The organism is Paraburkholderia sp. 40 (assembly GCF_050434105.1).
In the GTDB taxonomy this organism is placed as follows: domain Bacteria; phylum Pseudomonadota; class Gammaproteobacteria; order Burkholderiales; family Burkholderiaceae; genus Paraburkholderia; species Paraburkholderia tuberum.
The window spans coordinates 2,167,721-2,186,590 of the sequence record NZ_JBNPVY010000004.1; the positions used below are offsets into that span (position 1 = coordinate 2,167,721).

The 18,870-nt window shown below is 66.4% G+C and carries 15 protein-coding genes; 11 read left to right on the forward strand and 4 right to left on the reverse strand.

What is annotated here, in order from left to right; genetic code table 11:
• The first annotated feature begins 502 nt into the window (after positions 1–502).
• The 6 genes from OKW28_RS31775 (at position 503) to OKW28_RS31800 (ending at position 8,010) form a co-directional block, all read left to right on the forward strand.
• Positions 503–2,176 carry an ABC transporter substrate-binding protein gene (locus OKW28_RS31775; RefSeq protein WP_429451415.1) on the forward strand — a complete coding sequence of 558 codons (1,674 nt, stop codon included), beginning with the start codon at positions 503–505 and terminating at the stop codon, positions 2,174–2,176.
• A gap of 41 nt (positions 2,177–2,217) precedes the next feature.
• Positions 2,218–3,246, forward strand: coding sequence for an ABC transporter permease (locus OKW28_RS31780; protein ID WP_429451417.1), 1,029 nt, complete (start codon positions 2,218–2,220; stop codon positions 3,244–3,246).
• The gene (locus OKW28_RS31785) at positions 3,243–4,139 is read left to right on the forward strand and encodes an ABC transporter permease (RefSeq protein WP_184006384.1); all 897 of its coding nucleotides are present in this window, start codon (positions 3,243–3,245) and stop codon (positions 4,137–4,139) included. The genes OKW28_RS31780 and OKW28_RS31785 overlap by 4 nt, the downstream gene beginning before the upstream one ends.
• The gene (locus tag OKW28_RS31790; RefSeq protein ID WP_429451419.1) at positions 4,136–6,325 is read left to right on the forward strand and encodes an ABC transporter ATP-binding protein; all 2,190 of its coding nucleotides are present in this window, start codon (positions 4,136–4,138) and stop codon (positions 6,323–6,325) included. The genes OKW28_RS31785 and OKW28_RS31790 overlap by 4 nt, the downstream gene beginning before the upstream one ends.
• Positions 6,326–6,496: 171 nt before the next feature.
• Positions 6,497–7,315 carry a hypothetical protein gene (locus OKW28_RS31795; RefSeq protein ID WP_429451420.1) on the forward strand — a complete coding sequence of 273 codons (819 nt, stop codon included), beginning with the start codon at positions 6,497–6,499 and terminating at the stop codon, positions 7,313–7,315.
• A gap of 233 nt (positions 7,316–7,548) precedes the next feature.
• Positions 7,549–8,010 (forward strand): Rap1a/Tai family immunity protein, encoded by a 462-nt coding sequence (locus tag OKW28_RS31800; RefSeq protein ID WP_429451422.1) that lies wholly within the window; start codon positions 7,549–7,551, stop codon positions 8,008–8,010.
• A gap of 93 nt (positions 8,011–8,103) precedes the next feature.
• Here the strand turns inward: OKW28_RS31800 and OKW28_RS31805 are convergent, their stop codons facing one another.
• Complete coding sequence (locus tag OKW28_RS31805; protein ID WP_429451424.1) at positions 8,104–8,949, reverse strand: aldo/keto reductase; 846 nt, start codon at positions 8,947–8,949, stop codon at positions 8,104–8,106.
• 195 nt (positions 8,950–9,144) lie between these two features.
• On the opposite strand from OKW28_RS31805, the gene OKW28_RS31810 reads away from it, so the two are divergent.
• Positions 9,145–9,891, forward strand: coding sequence for a GntR family transcriptional regulator (locus OKW28_RS31810; protein WP_013090333.1), 747 nt, complete (start codon positions 9,145–9,147; stop codon positions 9,889–9,891).
• Positions 9,892–9,957: 66 nt separating this feature from the next.
• Here OKW28_RS31810 and OKW28_RS31815 read toward each other — a convergent pair whose 3' ends face one another.
• Positions 9,958–11,367, reverse strand: a complete 1,410-nt coding sequence (locus tag OKW28_RS31815; RefSeq protein WP_429451425.1) for a CoA transferase — start codon at positions 11,365–11,367, stop codon at positions 9,958–9,960.
• 126 nt (positions 11,368–11,493) lie between these two features.
• Here OKW28_RS31815 and OKW28_RS31820 point away from each other — a divergent pair, with 126 nt between their 5' ends.
• Positions 11,494–12,735, forward strand: coding sequence for a citrate/2-methylcitrate synthase (locus tag OKW28_RS31820; protein ID WP_429451427.1), 1,242 nt, complete (start codon positions 11,494–11,496; stop codon positions 12,733–12,735).
• Between the two features lie 35 nt (positions 12,736–12,770).
• Here OKW28_RS31820 and OKW28_RS31825 read toward each other — a convergent pair whose 3' ends face one another.
• Positions 12,771–13,076, reverse strand: coding sequence for a DUF2917 domain-containing protein (locus OKW28_RS31825; protein ID WP_429451429.1), 306 nt, complete (start codon positions 13,074–13,076; stop codon positions 12,771–12,773).
• Positions 13,077–13,259: 183 nt separating this feature from the next.
• Here OKW28_RS31825 and OKW28_RS31830 point away from each other — a divergent pair, with 183 nt between their 5' ends.
• The 3 genes from OKW28_RS31830 to OKW28_RS31840 all read left to right on the forward strand — a co-directional run bounded on the left by OKW28_RS31830 (position 13,260) and on the right by OKW28_RS31840 (position 17,859).
• The gene (locus OKW28_RS31830) at positions 13,260–14,678 is read left to right on the forward strand and encodes a PLP-dependent aminotransferase family protein (RefSeq protein WP_429451431.1); all 1,419 of its coding nucleotides are present in this window, start codon (positions 13,260–13,262) and stop codon (positions 14,676–14,678) included.
• 129 nt (positions 14,679–14,807) lie between these two features.
• Entirely contained in the window at positions 14,808–16,268 is a 1,461-nt protein-coding gene (gene mdtD, locus OKW28_RS31835) for a multidrug transporter subunit MdtD (RefSeq protein ID WP_429451433.1), read from the forward strand.
• A 316-nt stretch (positions 16,269–16,584) separates the two neighbouring features.
• A complete protein-coding gene (locus tag OKW28_RS31840; protein WP_429451435.1) occupies positions 16,585–17,859 on the forward strand; it encodes an EAL domain-containing protein in 1,275 nt (424 codons plus the stop codon).
• Here OKW28_RS31840 and OKW28_RS31845 read toward each other — a convergent pair.
• A complete protein-coding gene (locus tag OKW28_RS31845; RefSeq protein WP_429451437.1) occupies positions 17,815–18,870 on the reverse strand; it encodes a sigma-70 family RNA polymerase sigma factor in 1,056 nt (351 codons plus the stop codon). The genes OKW28_RS31840 and OKW28_RS31845 overlap by 45 nt on opposite strands.

Here is an 18,870-nt window from a genome sequence, read left to right on the forward strand (position 1 = left end):
CGAAGCTGCCATCCCGGCCGCGCGGCACCTCAACGCAGATCGGGCTTATTCAAGAGCACACCGCCCCGTATCGAATGGCCGATGAGGCCGCCGAAGAAATCAGCTTTCTCTTGCTTGACCTGGCCTACCGAGAAACCGATCTACACCGTAGGTTTCTTTGAGAGTTCCACCTTGTGGAGTTCGAAACCGCATTTCGCACCGTGTTGCTCCGCCAATCCGTCCACAATCGCGGCCGCCCCTCGCGAGCACGCGTCCGGTAACCGTTGTGACGACGACACACCGCGCGTCATTTATCGGCCGATCGACTAGCGCGGCGGGCCCCCGGTGCGCCAGAGCCGCGAGCAATCGCTTACACTGAGACCGCTCTGCACAGCGTTGCCCATTCGCGATAGCGGCCCCACCACATCCAGCCGCCCATCGGAAGGCGCGCTGCCCCTCGCGGCGTCACGCGGCTCGCGCGACGCCTCCGAACCAGCAACAGAACGGGTTGGACACGCCATCGATGAAAACGCCAGCGGACCGATTTCTCGCACCTGACGCATTGGACGCAGCCCGCCTCACAGCCGACGCCTACGGCAACCACGCCCTCGACGAGTTTGTCGCCGGCCGCATCACGCGCCGCGAACTGCTACGACATGCGAGCGTGATCGGTCTGTCGCTCGCGGGTGGCGGCCTGCTCGGCGCGCCGCGAGCGCGGGCGCAAGGTGCACCGCCCACGTCGAACCAGACGATCCGCGTCGCGCATCTGACGCCAGCGGGCGCCGTCGATCCGCTGACGGTGACTGACGCCGCGAGTCTCGCGCTGCTGAACCAGACCGGCGAATTCCTGATCGACGACGACGGCGAGAAGCTGATGCTGAAGCCCGCGCTCGCGCTGTCGTGGAAGCCGAACGACAAGGGCGACGTGTGGACCTTCAAACTGCGCCAGAACGTGAAATTCCACGACGGCCAGAGCTTCGGCGCGAAAGACGTGGTCTCGACCTTCGACCGTCTCGCCGATCCCGCGAGCGGCTCGGCCGCGCTATCGGTACTAAAGGGCGTGCTGTCGAAAGGCGGCGCGAAGGTCGTCGACGAACACACGGTGGAGTTTCATCTCGACGCGCCGACCGGCAATTTCCCGTACTACGTTTCCTCGGATAATTACAACGCGGTGATCCTGCCTGCGAACTTCGCGGGCAACTACGAAAAGAGTTTCATCGGCACGGGTCCGTTCAAATTCGAAAAGTATCGGCCGAAGGTTGGCGCGTCGTTCGTGCGCAATCCCGACTACTGGGGCGAAAAAGCGTTACCGCAACGCGTACAGTTTTCGTTCTACGCCGACGAGCAGGCTCAACTGCTCGCGTTGCAAGGCCATCAGGCCGACGTGATGGGCACGTTCACCGTGCAGGGCGGCGCGGCCATCCTGAACAATCCGGACTACAAGGCGGTCGGCGTCAAGTCGAGCGCGCACCGCCAGATTCACATGCGCAACGACAGCCCGCTCTTCAAGGACAAGCGCGTGCGTCAGGCACTCGCGTTGTCGCTCGATCGCGACGTGATCGTGCGTGGTCTCTTCAAGGGTCGCGCACAACTCGGCAACGACAGCCCGTTCGCGCCGGTGTTTCCATCGTCGGATGCGGGCGTGCCGCAACGCAAAATCGACGTCGCGAAGGCGAAGCAGCTGCTCGCGCAGGCCGGCGTGCCGAATGGTTTCGACGTCACGCTGACCACCGAAAAATACATGGAGATCCCCGACCTCGCAGTCGTCGTGCAGAACGCCGCGAAGGCGATCGGCGTGCGCATCAATCTGAAGGTCGAGAGCCAATCGCTCTACTACGGCGCGGGCACGCCGGGCAAATCCGACTGGCTCGACTCGCCGCTCGGCATCACCGATTACGGCCATCGCGGCGTGCCGAACGTGTTCCTCAACGCGACGCTGACGAGCAACGGCACATGGAACGCCGCGCACTTCAAGAATCCGCAATACGATCAACTGGTCGCGCAGTTCGTCGCGGCGATCGATCTCGCCACGCAAAAGAAAATCTCCGGGCAGATCCAGACGCTATTGCTCGACGAAACGCCGCTGATCATCCCGTTCTTCTACGATCAGCTGATCGCGATGCGCAAGGGCGTGAACGGCGTGCGCTTCACTGCGCTCGCGCAACTGTATTTCGATCGCGCGACGCTCAGCGCGTAAGCAGTGCGCTGTCCGTCTCGCTTTTCGCAGGAGAACTCACGATGTCGGCTCCGGCGCCCTCTCCCGCCTCGAATACATCGCGTCCGCCGCGCGCGACGAACGGCAACGCGGGCCGCGTCGCGCGTTTTCTCGCGACGCGCGCGGGTCTTTCGCTGATCACGCTGTGGCTGCTGTCGGTGATCGTGTTCGCGGGCGGCCAGCTGCTGCCCGGCGATATCGGCCGCGCGGTGCTCGGGCCGCTCGCCGATGCGCGCGCGGTCGCCGCGCTCGATCATCAGCTCGGCGCCGACCGGCCGCTGCTCACGCAATACATCGACTGGATCACGCATTTCGTGCGCGGCAACATGGGGCTGTCGTACGCGTATCGCGAACCGGTCAGGCCGTTCATCGCCGATGCGCTCGGGCATTCGGCGAAGCTCGGTCTGCTCGCGTTCATCGTCGTCGTGCCGCTCGGCATCGCGGGCGGCGTGTGGTCGGCGATGCATGCGGGGCGCTGGCTCGATCGCACGATCAGCATCGCCGGGCTGTCGGCGACCGTGGTGCCGGAGTTCGTGTCGTCGATCGTGCTGATTCTCGTGTTCGGCGTGTGGCTGCGCTGGCTGCCCATCGAGGCCTCATATCCGCCCGATGCGAGCGTGCTCGAACAGCTGCGGCATCTGGTGCTGCCGGTGCTGCCGCTCGTCCTCGTGTTCTTCGGCTACATCGCGCGAATGGCACGCGCGGGCACCGTCGAAGCGCTCGACGCCGACTACACGCGCACCGCCATCCTCAAGGGCCTGCCGCGCCACGTCGTGATCTGGCGGCACGTGCTGCGCAATGCGCTGCTGCCGACGATCACCGTCGCCGCCACCCAACTCGGCTACATGATTGGCGGACTCGTGGTGGTCGAGACGCTGTTCCACTACCAGGGCATCGGCTCACTGATCTACAACGCCGCCAAGGCGAAGGACTTTCCAATGCTCGAAGCGGGCGTACTGACGATCGGCGTCGTCTATACGCTCGCGAATCTGGTCGCCGATGCGCTGCACGTGCTGCTCAATCCGCGACTGCGGGTGAGGACCGCCGAATGAATACGACCGTGCCGCCGGCTTCATCGACACCACCAGGCTCGCCCGCGCCAGGCGCACCGGGCTCCGAGCCGCGTTTCCCGCGCCTGCTCCTGCTCCTCGGTTCGCCGACCTTCATCGTGGGCGCGCTGATCGTCGCGTGGTGGATCGTCTGCGCGATCGCCGGGCCGTGGTTCGTGCATCTCGATCCGTACGCGTCCGATCCGCTCAATTCGCTGACGCCGCCCGATCGCACGCACTGGTTCGGCACCGATCAGCTCGGCCGCGACGTATTCTCGCGCGTGATCGTCGGCGCGCGCGACATCCTGACGATCGCGCCGCTCGCGACACTGCTCGGCACCGCGGCGGGCACCGCGCTCGGCCTACTGGTCGGCTACTTCGACGGCTGGGTCGACGACGTGATCGGCCGCATGATCGACGCGGTGCTCGCGCTGCCGCTCGTGATCGTCGCGCTGCTCGCGCTCGCCGCGGTCGGTGCGTCGAACTTCACGGTGATTCTCGTGATCGGCACCACCTTCACCCCGATAACAGCCCGCACCGTGCGCGCCGCCGTGTTCGCAGAGCGGCATCTCGACTATGTGGCCGCCGCGCAGCTGCGCGGCGAACGCGCGCCGTACATCATGTTCGCGGAGATCCTGCCGAACGTGCTGCCGCCGATCGTCGTCGAAGCAACGGTGCGGCTCGGCTATGCGATCTTCGCGGTCGCGACGCTGTCGTTCCTCGGCTTCGGCATCCAGCCGCCGTCGGCCGACTGGGGGCTCGCGCTGTCCGAGTCGTACACGTTGATGGCGGGCGGCGCGTGGTGGACCGTCGTGTTCGCGGCGGGCGCGATCGCGTCACTGGTGGTCGGCGTCAATCTGATCGCCGATGGCGTGCAGGGAGTGCTCGACCAATGAACGGCCCACCACCCTCCTCGTTCGCCGCGTTCGACGTGTCGAAAAGCGATCGCACCGATGCGCTGACCGTGGTCGGCCTGACGGTCACCTACCGGATCCGCGGACGCGATCGCGAAGTGCTGCAGGACGTATCGTTTCGCGTGCGACGCGGCGAGGCGTATGGGCTCGTCGGCGAATCCGGTTGCGGCAAGTCGACCGTGGCAATGGCGACGCTGCGCTATCTGCCGCGCAATGGCAAGGTGAAGGCCGGCAAGATCGTAATCGCCGGTGAGGACGTGCAGAAGCTGGGTGCCGACGCCCTGCGCAGCATGCGTGCGACGACCGTCTCGATGGTCTACCAGGACCCGGGGCGCGCACTGAATCCATCGCTGACGATCGCCCGTCAGGTTTCCGAAGCATTCGAGGCGGCCGGCGTCGCGCGCGACGAGGCGCTGCAACGCACGCTCGAGATACTCAAACGCGTCCGCATCGCGGCGCCCGAGCGCGTGATGAACAGCTATCCGCATCAATTGTCGGGCGGCATGCAGCAGCGCGTCGTGATCGCGATGGCGCTCGCGTCGAACCCCGCGCTGCTGATTCTCGACGAACCGACCACCGGCCTCGACGCGACCGTCGAAGCGGAAGTGCTCGACCTCGTCGCACAGTTGCGCGAGGAACTCGGCACCGCGGTGCTGTTCATCAGCCACAACCTCGCGGTGATCGGCCGCATGTGCGAACGCGTCGGCGTGCTGTACGCGGGCAAGCTGGTCGAGGAAGGCGCGACTCAGGACGTGTTCGCACGGCCGCGTCATCCGTACACGGTCGGGTTGCTGCGCTGCCTGCCGACGGCCGGACGCAGCAAGGACAGCGAGCGGCTCGATACGATCGCGGGCGGCCTGCCTCTGCCGGGCTCGGTCACGCAGGGCTGCATCTATGCGGAGCGTTGCCGTCTCGCCGACGAGCGCTGCCGCCGCGACGCGCCGCCGCCCTATCGCCTCGGCGCCCGGCATGGCGATCAGATGGCGCGCTGCCACTATCACGAGCGTGCGATCGAACTGCCGCGTGCGACATCGAGCGCGGCGCCGGTGGCGGCCGCATCATCCAACGCGGCGCCGCGCGCGCCCTCTGCGCCGGTCTTGCGCGCTCGGAACCTGTCGAAAACATTCCACGTATCGGGCGTCCCGCTGCGCGCGGTCGACGACGTGTCGCTCGAACTCGCGAGCGGCGAGACGCTCGGCCTCGTCGGCGAATCGGGCAGCGGCAAGACAACGCTCGCGCGACTACTGCTCGGCCTGATCGCACCCGATGCCGGCAGCGTGCTCGAACTCGACGGCGCCCCGCTCGCCGCGCGCGTCACACGACGCAGCGACGAGCAGCTGAAATCGCTGCAGATCGTATTCCAGAATCCGGACTCGGCGCTCAATCGAGCGCATTCGGTCAAGCGGCTGATCGGCCGTGCGCTCGCGCGCTTCACCGCGCTGCGCGGGCCCGAGATCGACGCACGGCTCGCCACGCTGACGGACGCCGTGCGGCTGCCCGAGCGCTATCTGGACGCACGTTCACGCCAGCTTTCGGGCGGACTCAAGCAGCGCGTCGCGATCGCGCGCGCGTTCGCCGGGGAACCACGCGTCGTCGTGTGCGATGAGCCGACTTCATCGCTCGACGTGTCGGTGCAGGCCGCGATTCTGAACCTGCTCGCCGATCTGCAGCGCGAGCGCGGCGTCAGCTACGTATTCATCTCGCACGATCTGCACGTGGTCCGCTATGTGTCGGATCGCATCGCGGTGCTCTACCTCGGCCGGCTGCTCGAAATCGGCCCGGCGGCGGCCGTGTTGGATGGACCGCAGCATCCCTATACCGAGGCGCTGCTGTCCGCCGTGCCGACGCTGCCGGGCGACGGCGCGTCCGGCGAGATGCATCAACGTACGCGTATCCGTCTCACCGGCGAGTTGCCCGGGCCCGGCGCGATGCCGTCGGGCTGCGTGTTTCACACGCGCTGTCCACGTAAGCTCGGCGCGATCTGCGAGCAGCAGGACCCGCCGTTTCTCGACGCGGACGGCGCCGCCGATTCGTCTTCCGCGCACCGGATTCGCTGCCATATTCCGGTCGCCACACTTCGCGAGCTGCAAAACGAGCCGCGCGACGACAACGCGAGCGACCCGACGTATGGCGGCAATTCCGACGATGCGTCGGAAAACGCCAGCTAGCCTCGACTCGAACCTCATCGACGCACACCGCCCCTCTTAACGAATCCCGCGTCGGAACACGCTTTTGCGTCCGCGCGTTTCATCGTCGCAACGTTTTGAGGCGTTTTTCCGGCGTGCGCATCGCACATCCCGATATCGCCCGTGTCGCTTCAAGGCTTTGCGGCGTGTGGCATGGATATCGCTAAATTAACAGCCAGCGATTCGAAGCCAAACCGGGCGCGCAACGCCGCGCATATCCGCACGACGAGCGTCACCACGCGATGGCGCGACCTCGCGCGATCAGCACGGCAGCGACGCACGGACAACTTCGACACAACGGACCGGGGGTTCGACAAGACCCGCGTGCAGACAGGTCGGCCGCCGCTGGGGCGACCCGCGAAGGCGGCAGCGAGGTACCGTCCTTCGCTCTGGAGACGCGCGATGAAGACCGGAAAATCAGATCAGTACTACTGTGCAATGATGCGCGGCGCGGTGGTCCTCGCGGTGTTGGCGGGCGGGACCGCGTACGGGACGTCGACCGACGTGATCCCTCGCTGGATTGTGCTGACCGACGCGTCGCGGGCGCAACCCGGCGATTCAACGCCGCTGCTGCTCGTGCAGAACGACGGCGCGGCGACCGGCGCCGAGGCTGGCACGGCCACAGCCGCCGACGACGCCGCCTCGGTGTTCGCGCCGGCCGGCTGCGGCGGGCTCGGCGGTCCGGGCTGCGGGCGGCTCGGCGGCGGCAGTGGCAACGGCAGCGGTCATGGCGGCGCGGCGGTGCGAATGGTGGTGGCTTCGGTGGTGGCTTCGGTGGCGGGTTCGGCGGAGGCTTTGGCGGAGGCTTCGGCGGCGGTCACGGAGGCAAGGGTGGCGGCAGCGGCGGCAGTGGCAACGGTGGCGGGAACGGGCACCAGGCGTCGCCCGTTGCCCCGGGTAGGGGCCCCCGCGCCCTACCCGCCGGCGACATGTCCCGGCATACTGTCCGCTATCCGCTGGCAACGGCGGTGATGTCCCGATCCCCCGGTCGGGCGTCACCGCCGGAGGCCGGTCGGAGCGGCCCGCCCGCCTTCGGCGTGCGCTGACGGAATGGCTCGGAGAGCGCGCGCGCCGCGCCTCGCGCCATCGCGCGAACCGCACCGCGAGCGGCGGGAACACAACCTCCATTGCGTGCGAGTGTTATGGAACCAATCCGAGACGACCGCCTCATATCAAATTCATCGTTCGATATGAGGGCCCACAACATGCATAGAAGCGTCCCCCCCTCCGCGACTCGCACGGCAGCCGCCGTGCTGGCGGCTGCCGCCCTGGGCCTCGCATCGCTCGCCAATGCGCAAACACCCGCGCAGCCAATGGCGCAAACCTTGTCGCAAGCGGCGCCACCGGTCGACCCGAGCTTCTCCGCCTACTCGCTGGTCCAGAGCTGCAAACAGCGCCACGACAACGTCGCGCAAGGGCAATGCGTCGGCGCGATCCGCGGCATCATCCACGGCTATCAATACGGCGTGCTGTTCCTCTCGCAACGAGCAACCCTCCCCGCCAACGAAACGCAGCGCGTGTCGCTATGCCTGCGCGACGTGGCGGTGTCGTCGATCGTCGACGACTTCCTCGCCGATGCCACCCAGGTGCCGGACGACGCGCTGCAGCACACCCCCGCCGAAGTCGCCGTGCTCGGCTCCGTGCATCAGCACCATCCCTGCACCTGAGCGCCGCCTCAGCACGAGCGGCGTCATCGACGCCCACAGCGCGTCGAGCCTCGCGCGCCGCCGTTCCGCAACGGACGGCGGCCGCGCCTGCGCTTACAAGATCTCCAGTGCACGCTTGCCGCGCGGCGGCTTGAAGTACGCGTCGAGCGCGGCGAGTTCGCCGGCTTCCAGCACCAGTTGCGACGCGCGATGGTTGTCGCGCACATGCTCGACGCGCGCCGCCTTCGGAATCGCGCACACATTGGGCTTGCCCAGCACCCACGCGAGCGCCACCTGAAACACCGAGACGCCGCGCGCGTCGGCGATATCGTCGAGCGGCGAGCGTTTCGGCAGCCGCGCATGATCGACCGGGCTGTACGCCATCGCCGGCATGCCGCGCGCGGCGAGCCACGGCAACAGATCGAACTCCGGCCCGCGCCGCGCCACGTTGTACAGAATCTGGTTGGTCGCGCACGCGTCGCCGCCTGGCGTCGCGACGAGTTCTTCCATGTCGTCGGTATCGAAGTTGCTGACGCCCCAGTGACGGATCTTGCCCGCGCGCCGCAGCGCCTCGAAGCCGTCGACGGTGTCCGCGAGCGGCACCGAGCCACGCCAGTGCAGCAGATACAGATCGAGCCGGTCCGTTTTCAGACGCTTCAGGCTCTGCTCGCACGCGGCGATCACGCCGCGCCGGCTGGCGTTGTGGGGATACACCTTGCTGACCAGAAACACCTTGTCGCGCAAACCCGCGAGCGCTTCGCCGAGCAGCGACTCGGTCGCGCCGTCGCCGTACATTTCGGCGGTATCGATCAGCGTCATGCCGAGTTCGATGCCGCAGCGCAGCGCATCGATTTCCGCCGCGCGTCGTGCCCGCTGCTCGCCCATTTCCCACGTGCCCTGCCCCAGTGCTGGCATGCGCTCGCCGCCCGGCAGGCTCACGCTTGCGATCTCGCTCGTCATGCTGACTCCTCGAAAGTGGCTCGATCCAGATGCGATGCGCTGGCCCGCCGCCTCATCACGCAACGCATGCTACTAAAAACCTGGCGACGAGTTTAACGGCTCCGCGGCCTCACAACGGCGCGCCTGGCAAAAGCCAGCTATAACGGGACGCGCCGATGTTTTAAAATTGCTGCTTGCCCATCTTGCGTGAGCCCCATGACCTCTGCCTCGGAAGACCGCTGGCGCGACCTGCGCCCGGACCCGGAAAACGACACGCCGCTCTATCTGCAACTTGCCCGCAAGCTCGGCAGCGCGATCCACGAAAACCGCTGGAACGCCGGCGAGGCGCTGCCTTCGGAGCGCGTGCTGTCGGAGGCGCTCGGCGTGTCGCGCATCACGTCGCGCAAGGCGATCGCGCTGCTCGTGGAGCAGGGTTTGATCCGCCGCACCCAAGGCGCGGGTAGCTTCATCACGCCGCGCTACGAAGATCCGTTGTCGCGTCTGTCGAGCTTCAGCGAAATGCTGCGGCGGCGCGGCTTCACGCCTAGTTCGAAGTGGCTGTCGCGCGAAATCTCGCCGGCCAATCGCGACGAGGTGATCCAGCTGGGGCTGTCGCCGGCCGCCGCGGTCACGCGGCTGCGGCGGCTGCGGCTCGCCGACGGCATCGTGATGGCGGTCGAGAATTCGACGTTCCCGGCCGCGGTGATTCCCGATCCACAAGCGATCGGCGACTCGCTGTACACGTATCTGGAGAATCGCGGACTGACGATCGTGCGCGCGTTGCAGCACTTCCGCGCGGTGAACGCGAGCGACGAGATCGCGCAGCAAATGAGCATCGCACCGAACGAGGCGTTGCTGTTGATCACGCGCGTGGGTTATACGGCGGATCAGCGCGCGATCGAACTGACGGACACGTACTGCCGCAACGATTACTACGACTTCGTGGCGGAGTTGCGAAAGTAAGCTGTGACACGGTGAGCGGTTAGGTACGCCGCGTTCCCAACCTGAACGCGCCGCCCGCTCCAACCGTCACGTCCATCGGGCTTCGTGCGCGCCGATGCGCGCCGGCGGCAGCGCATAAAACGCCGGCGTCTGCTCCAGTTCCTCCGCCGGCAGCACGCCAAGCACACACCCGAACTCCGATTGCACGCTCCCGACGCAATCGCGCACATCGTCGAGCGACACCTCGGGCGCCTGCTGTCCGTCGGCCAGCAGCCCGAACGACCGCAGCCAACGCCCCGTCTGCGCAAGAGACACCTTCACATGCCAGCTGCCGCCCTCGCGAGCGCGCCGCGCGAGCGCGACCATCGCGCCGAACGCGGCCAGATAGCCGGTCGCGTGATCGAGCGCCTGACACGGCAGATGCCGCGGCTCGGCTGAACCCGCCGCCGCGCGCTCGGTCCACGCGATGCCGCTCGCCGACTGCACCAGACTATCGAAGCCGCGTCGCTGCGCCGACGGCCCTGTGTGCCCGTACGCGCACACCGAGACATAGACGATGCCGGGCCGCAGCCGTGCCAGCTCGTCCGGCCCGAAGCCGCGCGCCTTGAGCGCGCCCGGACGATAGGCCTGCAGGAACACGTCGGCATCGCGCGCGAGTCCGCGCAACGTGTCGCAGCCCGCCGCCTCGCGCAGATCGACGATTGCCGAACGCTTGCCGCGGCCGTTGTCGATCACGAGCGGCGCGATGTTCGGCAGATGCGGCCCGTTGATCGTCAACACGTCCGCGCCATGATGCGCGAGCGCGCGGCCGGCCACCGGTCCCGCGATGATCCGCGACAGATCCAGCACCCGCACACCCGCGAGCGGACGGTCGATGCCAAGCTCGGCGTCAGCGGCGGCGTGGCGCGGTGGCTCGGCCGGGGCGTCACCGATGCGCTCGATCTCGAACAGCGGCAAGCGCGCGATCGCTTTGGCCTGCTCGAGCGCGGCCCATTCGTCGGGCGTGCGAATCAAGGCGGCGCACAGGCCCGCGTCGGCGAGCGTTTGATCGAGCGTCGCGCCCTCCCAGCCGCGAATCGCGGCCGCCACGGAGGGCCGCCCATTGTCACAGCCGAGCACCTCGAGCACGCCCTTCAAGTGATGCGCGAAATTCGTATGCAGCTGGATCCAGCGGCCGTCGCCCGTTTCATAGAAGCCGGTGACCGGATCGCGCAGCGCGGGCGGCGGCCCATCGTCGATCCGCAAATAGCGTTCGCTGCGAAACGCCGCCAGCGCGCGACGCATCTGCACCGACACCTGTTGCAGGCGACCGCTGCGCAAGCGCCAGTATTCGGCGGCGGCGAGGCCCGTCGCGGCGATGGTCGACGCCGCAAGGCTGCCGACACGGTAGACCGACGGCAAGCCGGGATCCGCGCCGGCGAGCGACACGGCGTGCAGCGCGACCGGATCGCAGCCGGCGAGGGTCCAGATGTGCTTGAGGGCGAGTTCGGGCGTCATGGGATCGGGCGCGCTGGCCGCGCGGACAGGAAGCAGGTACACCGAGTCTAAATTTGCGCCATGCCGCAATCAATCTTGATTATGATAATCAACATATATTGATTTCTTCGGTTTATACGCACTTTTATGCCAGCCTCGATTTACCTGACCGCCGCCGAAGCGGCCGCAACGCTCGGCGTAAGCTTGCCAACGCTGTACGCGTATGTGAGCCGAGGCATGCTCGGCTCGTCGCCGGATGCGCAAGGCAGGCATCGGCTCTACGATGCCGCCGAGGTGCGCCGCCTCGCGCGTCGCAAGGCGGACGGCAAACGCGCCGGCAAGGTCGCGCAGAAGGTGCTCGACTGGGGCGTACCGGTGCTCGAATCGTCGATCACGCTGGTCGCGGACGGTCGGCTGCTGTATCGCGGGCACGATGCGATCGAGCTCGCGCGCAGTGCGTCACTCGAAGACGTCGCGGCGCTGTTGTGGGAATGCAGCGCGCGGCGCATCGCCGATGCGCCCGTCGTGCCGCTCGCCCCCGCGCAATGGGCCGCGTGGCTCAAGCTGTGGAGTGACAGCACGCCGCTCGATCGCGCGCTGGTGCTGCTGCCGGCCGCCGCCGCGCAGATGCCGCGCGTGTGGGCGCTCGGTCGCGATGCGCAGCTCGACACCGCGTGCGCCGTGATGCGGCTGCTGGCCGCCGCGATGCTGCCGGCGGCGCCGTCGAACGAACCGCTGCATCGGCAGATCGCGACGGCCTGGCGGGTGCGCAGCCGTCAGCAAAGCGGACTGCTGCGCGCGGCCTTGGTCGCCTGCGCGGATCACGAGCTGAACGCGTCGACGTTCACGGTCCGTTGTATCACGTCGACGGGCACGCACCTGTTCGGTGCGGTCGCGGGCGGGCTCGCGGCGCTTTCCGGGCCGCGTCACGGCGGCGAAACCGTGCGCATCGCCGCGCTGCTCGATGAGGCGTCGCGCTCGCCCGAGCTGGACCGCTATCTGGCGAACCGTCTCGCGCGCTACGAGCACGGCGCGCAAGGTCCGGTGCTGTCGGGCTTCGGTCATCCGCTCTATCCGGACGGTGATCCGCGCGCGCGGTTATTGCTGACGATGCTCGCCGACTGCGCGCCAGCCCGCTCGCCGCTCAACGAGGTGCTGCAGGTCGCGCGAGCGGTGCGCGACACGACCGGCGCGGAGCCGACGGTGGATTTCGCGCTTGCCGCGATCGAGCGCGTACTCGCCTTGCCGGGCGGGGCCGCGTTCACGCTGTTCGCGCTCGGGCGGGTGGTCGGCTGGATCGCGCACGCGATGGAGCAGGCGCGCGATGGCCGGTTGATCCGGCCGCGGGCGCGGTATATCGGGGAGTATGAGGCGGGAGGTGCTGCTTAGGGGCCAGGAAGAGGCGGCTCGCCGTTCGCCCTGCATCAGACCACGCCTGGCCGACGCGCCAGCCAAGCCGGCATCGGCCAGCCGAATAGCAGCGTCGGCAGCTTGCGTTCCGAGCCGCTCGCCAGTGCAAAACGCGCCCCGGCCCGCCCGGCGCTGATCCATGCCACCGATCCACGCGCCAACTCGATCGACTGCCCCGCCGCCAGCCAGTGATCCTCATGCTCGCCCTCGACGGTCAGCCAGACGTTGCCGCTGATCACCTTGAAAATCGTCGGACGCGCAACCCGCCAGGCCGTGACGGGCTCGCCATGTTCCAGCTCGAAAACTCGCACTTCTCGCATCGCCGTTCTCCTCGATGAACTTTCTGTTGTACCGATTATTGACGTGCGATGATCGGAGACCCATGCACAGTTCCGAACACTTTCATCGGAACTGTTCAGTCAAAAAACCGAACAGTTGGCATGGCTCGCGCGGCGCAGGTTTAAAACTTTCGCGTTCGCAGGCCGGCGACAGAAGGCAAGCGTATGAAACTCGAAATCCAGCTCGATCGGGACAACGGCTTGCCGCTGACCGAGCAGATCGTCGCGGGCGTCTCGGCGTGGATCCGCTCGCGCAATGCGCATCCTGGCTCAAAGCTGCCGTCGATCCGCCAGTTCGCCGCCGACTTCGGCGTAAGCCGCTTTCCGGTGATCGAGGCATACGACCGGTTGGTGTCGCTCGGCTATGTCGACTCGCGCCACGGCTCCGGCTTTTACGTCGCCGATCGCCAACCGACAGACATGCCCTGCCAGGGCACTTCGGACCCGCGCCGCGCCGATGTCGAGTCGGACCATCTGCTCGAGCAATTCAACTTTCCGGGCGAGACGCTGAAGCTCAGCACCGGTTTCATCCCCGAAAGCTGGCGCGACATCGATGGCATTGCGCAGGCGATCCGCCACGTGTCGCGAACCGATCCGGCTAGCATGGTCGAGTACGCGACGCCGCTCGGCAACCCGGTCTTGCGCGAACAGTTGCGCGGCCGCATTGGCCAGTTGGGCATCCAGGCAGACGCATCGCAGATTCTGATCACCAATGGCGCGAGCCAGGCGTTCGATCTGCTGGTGCGCTACTTGCTCAAGCCAGGCGACACGATCTTTGTCGAGGACCCCGGTTACTACAACCTGTACGGCCTGTTGCGCCTGCACGGCATGAAGCTGATCGGCATTCCACGCACCGGCAATGGTCCCGACCTCGACACGATGCAGGCGCAACTGAAGCTGCACCGGCCCAGATTGCTGCTGATCAACACCGTGTTCCACAATCCGACCGGCACCACGGTCGCACCGCAGGTCGCATTCCGTTTGCTGCAAATGGCGCGAGAGCATGGCTTCCAGATCATCGAGGACGATATCTACGCGGATTTTCAGACCGAGCTCACCGACCGCCTGGCCACCCTCGACCAACTCGAACAGGTGATCTACATCGGCGGATTGTCGAAAACGCTGTCGTCTTCGCTACGGGTCGGTTGCGTGGTTGCGAGTCACGCGATCATCAAGGACCTGGTCGACATCAAGATGCTGACGAGCATCGGCTGTTCGCGCTTTGCCGAAGCGGTGGCGGTGTCGATGCTGGAGCGCGGCGCATATCGCAAATATCTGGAGCGACTGCGCCGCCAGATGCGCGGCGCGCTCGGCTCGACCGTCCAGACACTCGAAGATGCCGGCTGGGAGATCTTCGAAGAACCAGCGGGCGGCAAGTTCGTGTGGGCACGCGTGCCGCATGTCGCGGACGCCGAGCGGCTCGTTGAATGCGGCGTGCCCCTCGGAGTGACGGTGCTGCCTGGACAACACTTCAGGCCGAACCGGGAGGTGAGCCCGTGGATCAGGATTCATGTGGCGTTTGGCAACGAGCCACGGGCGCAGGCGTTTTTTCATGCGGCGGCGCAGTTGCCGCCTGATGCGTGAACATGGCGCGGAGCGCGGCCGTGACGCAGTGCCGACACCCGCGCAACGCTGCGCCGCCCGCTGCGCCGGGACCCGCTTTTCCCTAGAATAGCGAGTCCCAGCCCGACCGAGCGCGCCCAGCCGCCTCATATGTCCACGACGCCGCCTCCGCCCGCCCTCGCTCCCGATATCCCCTCGGGTCCTTCGCCCCGCTCGCTGACCGTGATGCTGTGGCTGGTCGCCACCGGCTTCTTCATGCAGACGCTCGATTCGACGATCGTCAACACCGCGCTGCCCGCGATGGCGACAAGCCTCGGCGAGCTGCCGCTGCGCATGCAATCGGTGGTGATCGCCTACTCGCTGACGATGGCGGTGATGATCCCCGTGTCCGGCTGGCTCGCCGACAGACTCGGCACGCGGCGCGTGTTCTTCAGTGCGATCCTCGTGTTCGCGGTGGGCTCGTTGCTGTGCGCGAACGCGCATACGCTGAACCAACTGGTGCTCTTTCGCGTTCTGCAAGGCGTGGGCGGCGCGATGCTTCTGCCGGTTGGGCGGCTCGCGGTGCTGCGAACCTTTCCGGCTGAGCGCTATCTGCCGGCGTTGTCGTTCGTGGCGATTCCGGGGCTGATCGGACCGTTGATCGGACCGACGCTCGGCGGCTGGCTCGTCAAGATCGCGTCGTGGCACTGGATCTTTCTGATCAACGTGCCGGTGGGCATCGTGGGCTGCATCGCTACGTTTATCTTCATGCCAGATAGCCGCAACGAACACACGGGCAAATTCGACCTTGGCGGCTACCTGTTGCTGGTGGTGGGCATGGTGGCGATTTCGTTCGCGCTCGATGGCCGCACCGAGTTCGGCATTCAACATGCGACGGTGCTGGTGCTGCTGATTCTGAGCATGGCGTGCTTCGTTGCGTATGGGCTGCACGCGGTGCGCGAGCCCGCGCCGATCTTCCCGCTCGATCTGTTCAAGATCCACACGTTTAGCGTTGGGCTGCTCGGTAATCTGTTCGCGCGGATCGGCAGCGGCTCGATGCCCTACCTGATTCCTCTGCTGTTGCAGGTGAGCCTCGGCTATAGCGCATTCGAAGCCGGGCTGATGATGCTGCCCGTGGCGGCCGCGGGCATGGCGACGAAGCGCCTCGTGACGAAGCTGATTCTGAAGTACAGCTACCGGCGCGTGCTGATGGCGAACACGATTCTGGTCGGTCTGATGATGGCGAGTTTCGCGCTCACGAGCACGCATCAGCCGCTGTGGCTGCGGCTCGTGCAACTGGCGATGTTCGGCGGCGTGAACTCGATGCAGTTCACCGCGATGAACACGTTGACGTTGAAGGACCTCGGCACCGGCGGCGCCAGCAGCGGCAATAGCCTGTTTTCGCTCGTGCAGATGCTCTCGATGAGTCTCGGCGTGACGGTGGCCGGTGCGTTGCTGACAACCTTTACCGGCATCATGCAACGCGTGACCGGCGCCAGTTCGCTGCCCGCGTTTCATGCGACGTTCCTGTGTGTCGGCATCATCACCGCATGCTCGTCATGGATCTTTGCGCAGTTGTCGCCGGAGATTCGCACGCCCGCGAAAAAGACCGATCCTTCGGAGCGAACTTGAAAGCCGCACGAGCCAGGACGACGCATCCTCGTGCAGTCGCGAACGGATTTCCGGGCATCGCTCCGCGCGCGCCGCACGCAGCACGCTTGCACAGCGTCGCCGACCCGCAACAGGGCGCGTCCCGCACCAGCGAAGTGCGCGTTATCGCCTTCGTACAGCGGCGGGCGCGCAATGATTTCCTCGGAGCATTGCTGGTGGACGCTCGAGCTTTGTTCGAACACGCGCATAGTTCTTGCTCGTCCTGTAAGCTCTTGGTCTGCGCGCGCGAACTCCTGCCTGGCCCTGCAAGCGCCGCCATTTCCACACGACTGACACGATGAGCATGATCGAACTCGATCCTCCCGGCTTCCAGCCACCACGCCCGATGGCCGGCGACGAAGGCTCCCGGCGTACCGTTGTCTATGGCGGCTACACCGTTTTCAGCGTGTTTCAGCCGGTCTTTTCGGTATCGCACCGGCGCGCGATCGGGTATCACGCGTCGCTGCGCGTGCACGACGAGCATGAGCGGCAAGTGCCCTCGCACGAAGTCTTTACGCAGGCCGCGCGACGCGGCGATCTGCTGGAACTCGGACGGCTGGCCGAATCGCTGCACCTCGGCAACTTCAACGCATTCGACAGCCACGACGAATGGCTCTTCCTCAGCCTGCATCCGGCCGCACTGATGGACACCAGCTACGGCGACGCGCTGCTTGCCAGCCTGAAGGCGCTGGGCCTGCCGCCGCAGCGCGTGGTGCTCGAAGTATCCGAACAGGCTGGCGGCGAAACCACGCGCTTCGCCGAAATCGTCGATTCGCTGCGCAAGTCCGGTTTCCTGATCGCGCTCGACGGCTTTGGCGCCAAGCATTCGAACATCGACCGGGTGTGGAATCTGCGGCCGGACATCGTCACGCTCGACCGCTGCATCCTCGCGCAAGCGAGTGAACACTCGCATATCGAGCGCGTGTTGCCGGGCCTCGTCTCTCTGTTGCACGAGTCTGGGCAACTGGTGCTGATGGGCGGTCTGAGCACCGAACGTGATGCGCTGATCGCGCTCGAATGCAATGTCGACTTCGTCCAGGGCGCATTTTTCGCGGGTCCGAGCGTCGAACCCGTCAAGCCGCAAGTTGCCGCTGGCCTGATGGATTCGCTCTCCGCTTCGCTGCGCGAACGCGTTGCCGCTCGAGAGAAAGCGCAATCCGCGCGGCTCGCGCCGTATGTCACGGCGCTCGAGGCAGCCGCCGTGCAGTTGGTTGCCGGGGAATCGATCACGCAGGCGACCGCACCTCTGCTCGCGCTCGGAGAAACGGCGCGCTGCTTTGTTTTGGACGGTTCGGGGCGGCAGATCGGCGACAACGTGCTGCCGCCGGGCCGCACATCGCAACGCGCAAAGCGCTTCAGCCCGCTGCTGCATTCCGAAGGCGCGAGTTGGGAGCGCCGCCCGTACTTCATTCAGGCGATGCGTCAACCGGGGCGGGTTCATCTGACGCCGCCGTATCTGTCGATCAACGAAGCGCATCTGTGCGTGACCGCCTCGATTGCCGCGCACACATCGCATGGTACGCAGGTACTATGCGTCGACATCAACTGGGAAGTCGCGGCTCACCGTAACTGACGCCCCCGGATGGTCCTTGATGCGGGCAAGCAGTTCCGTGACCGCATCACGGCCCAGCATCTGGTTGGCCGCCTGCAGATGCGCGGCGCTGGTCAGGATGCGCAGCGAGACGATTTTCGCCGAAAGGTCCGTTTTGCCATCCGTCACCACGTCGATTAGCCCGACGATGTCGCCGTCGCAGAACAGTGCGATGCACACCGCACCCGCCATCGACACCACCTCGGCATGGCTCGCCCGTTGTGCGAGCGATGTGACTACAGCCATCCACTTCGGAGCTGAACCCGGTTCGCGGTCGCATTGCGCTTCGGTTTCAGGTGTTGGCCCTTGTGCTCCAAGGGCCGGGTTGGCTGTGGGGAACGGAGGGGGCGGAGCGTACAAAGGGACGTCGCTGATCAGTTGCGGCGCATCGCTGAAAAGCTGTAGCAGGCCCGCCCGATCTTGCGCTTCGAGCGCCGCGCGCAAACGCTCGACGATTCGCCCATGCGCCGCCGGATCGGGTCGCTCCAACGGCGCCCCCGCACGTCTCAGACGCTCCTTGGCGCGATGAACCATTTGCCGGCAAGCGGCCGGTGTGCGCTCGAGAATCGAGGCGATTTCCGCATAGCCACACTCGAACGCTTCATGCAGGACGAGCGCCGCTCGTTCGTCTGGCTTCAGATGTTCGAGAAGCAGCATCACGCCGTACGACATATCTGCCGCTCGCAACGCCAACTCCTCCGCCGATGGTGCGACCTCGTCGAGCCACGGCTCCGGCAACCAGCCGCTAGCCTGTGCCGCACGCTCGCGCTGTGCATGCCGCAGACGGTCGATCGCCGTGCGCGTGGTGAGCGTGGTGAGCCACGCGACGGGCGTTTGCACCGCCTGCGTATCGGCCAGGTGCCATTTGAGCCAGACATCCTGCACCACGTCTTCGGCCTCCGCGCGACTGCCGAGCATCCGATATGCGAGTGCCAGCAGACGGGCGCGCGCGGCCTCGAAACTGGATGCCTTGTCGATTCCCTGTTCCGTCAT

What these genes read in the sequence shown, in the direction of transcription:
- OKW28_RS31775 (WP_429451415.1), top strand. Translation starts at nt 503, where the DNA reads ATGAAAACGCCAGCGGACCGATTTCTCGCACCTGACGCATTGGACGCA.
- OKW28_RS31780 (WP_429451417.1), top strand. Translation starts at nt 2,218, where the DNA reads ATGTCGGCTCCGGCGCCCTCTCCCGCCTCGAATACATCGCGTCCGCCG.
- OKW28_RS31785 (WP_184006384.1), top strand. Translation starts at nt 3,243, where the DNA reads ATGAATACGACCGTGCCGCCGGCTTCATCGACACCACCAGGCTCGCCC.
- OKW28_RS31790 (WP_429451419.1), top strand. Translation starts at nt 4,136, where the DNA reads ATGAACGGCCCACCACCCTCCTCGTTCGCCGCGTTCGACGTGTCGAAA.
- OKW28_RS31795 (WP_429451420.1), top strand. Translation starts at nt 6,497, where the DNA reads ATGGATATCGCTAAATTAACAGCCAGCGATTCGAAGCCAAACCGGGCG.
- OKW28_RS31800 (WP_429451422.1), top strand. Translation starts at nt 7,549, where the DNA reads ATGCATAGAAGCGTCCCCCCCTCCGCGACTCGCACGGCAGCCGCCGTG.
- OKW28_RS31805 (WP_429451424.1), bottom strand. Translation starts at nt 8,949, where the DNA reads ATGACGAGCGAGATCGCAAGCGTGAGCCTGCCGGGCGGCGAGCGCATG.
- OKW28_RS31810 (WP_013090333.1), top strand. Translation starts at nt 9,145, where the DNA reads ATGACCTCTGCCTCGGAAGACCGCTGGCGCGACCTGCGCCCGGACCCG.
- OKW28_RS31815 (WP_429451425.1), bottom strand. Translation starts at nt 11,367, where the DNA reads ATGACGCCCGAACTCGCCCTCAAGCACATCTGGACCCTCGCCGGCTGC.
- OKW28_RS31820 (WP_429451427.1), top strand. Translation starts at nt 11,494, where the DNA reads ATGCCAGCCTCGATTTACCTGACCGCCGCCGAAGCGGCCGCAACGCTC.
- OKW28_RS31825 (WP_429451429.1), bottom strand. Translation starts at nt 13,076, where the DNA reads ATGCGAGAAGTGCGAGTTTTCGAGCTGGAACATGGCGAGCCCGTCACG.
- OKW28_RS31830 (WP_429451431.1), top strand. Translation starts at nt 13,260, where the DNA reads ATGAAACTCGAAATCCAGCTCGATCGGGACAACGGCTTGCCGCTGACC.
- mdtD (WP_429451433.1), top strand. Translation starts at nt 14,808, where the DNA reads ATGTCCACGACGCCGCCTCCGCCCGCCCTCGCTCCCGATATCCCCTCG.
- OKW28_RS31840 (WP_429451435.1), top strand. Translation starts at nt 16,585, where the DNA reads ATGAGCATGATCGAACTCGATCCTCCCGGCTTCCAGCCACCACGCCCG.
- OKW28_RS31845 (WP_429451437.1), bottom strand. Translation starts at nt 18,870, where the DNA reads ATGACGGAACAGGGAATCGACAAGGCATCCAGTTTCGAGGCCGCGCGC.